The following is a 1,167-nucleotide window of genomic DNA, read 5'->3' on the forward strand; positions in this document are numbered from 1 at the left end:
ACCTAGCTTGATGTCATTATTTAAATACGCACATCTCAGTCTTAAAATTTGAGGCACATTTTTTTCGTTCCACTGTGCACCTACAATTTTAATTCTGGTTCCTATCTGTTTAATTAAAGACTCTACAGCTCCCGAACCAATGTCAATACCCTGAGCTTGATAATTCTGGTAATCTGGAATTCTTGACTGATGTTTTCGCAGATATTTCTGGAATTTTTCACTTTCTTTACTCGTAACCCCTACAAATTCGGCTAGAGCGGATACTGTTGACCCTTGCCACAGTTTGTCCTGCACTCTCCTCAGTCGTTTGAGCGAACCTCCTACTTTATGTAAATTTTCGATCAAATGATACCAATCTAGTACCTCTCTTCTTTGCTCTCTCGTCCCAATTTGATTAAATAAATTCCACACTCCATCATGGCCATCTCCCAAACAAGTTATTGCTTCACTCTTGAGTTGGCTATTTACCCATGCCACTAAATCTGCATTATTTTGGAAAAAAGCTGCCCCTAGTTGACCATGTATCTGAATCGCCTTATAATTCCTCCAAACACTTTCCTTTCCTAAGGCAGTTCTCAGCCTGACGTTTCCTCCGTCTATACTCAATGCTTTTACTTGCTCGGTAGCTTCAGGTTCAGGGAATTCATAACGCTCTAATAGCCGATGTTGTGTACTGTGAGGCACATAAATTCCTGTTAACATTTTTAAGTCTTTCTCAGCATTGGCAAATGATTCATTTCCCACTAATAATAAACAACATTTTTCCAAATTAGGACTCAAACGACTTCCCTTCTTTACTCCCAGCTTTTGAGCTTGCTTGCTCGATAGAGTAATTTCTCCTACGCAGCTTTTTATGGTTCTTCTTCTCCCCGAACCTTTTCCCCCCGCCGAGTTAAAAAAAAACCGCTGATTTCTGGTGCTACTGTCTCAATTAAATGTTCCCTCACACTCAGTTCTACGGATTCAAAGCTTTGTAGATTGTTTACTGAGGTATTTTTATAAAGGATCTCTGCTATTTCTTGGAGATTTATTTTGATCTTCTGCTGTTCTTCTGGGGTCATACTAACTTGGATTATGGTAATTTATTTGCTTTCTATTATGCCATCAACTTAGTCAGACAGACAATTGTCTGAGTATTTATACTGATTGCAAAAGTGGGATGCTCCC

1 protein-coding gene is annotated in these 1,167 nt (G+C 39.1%); it reads right to left on the minus strand.

Translation table 11 applies throughout. The annotated features are described in order from the left end of the window. Window positions 1-1,061 (minus strand): ISKra4 family transposase gene (locus JGK36_RS00125; protein ID WP_293200733.1). Its coding sequence is split into 2 segments (ribosomal slippage), with 1,062 coding nucleotides annotated over them: window positions 1-908 and window positions 908-1,061; the frame shifts between segments, so codons are not numbered across the junction. This gene is flagged as partial in the annotation. Between the last annotated feature and the right edge of the window lie 106 nt (window positions 1,062-1,167).

Origin of the sequence: Microcoleus sp. PH2017_35_SFW_U_B (genome assembly GCF_020737865.1) — a bacterium.
In the GTDB taxonomy this organism is placed as follows: Bacteria; Cyanobacteriota; Cyanobacteriia; order Cyanobacteriales; family Microcoleaceae; genus Microcoleus.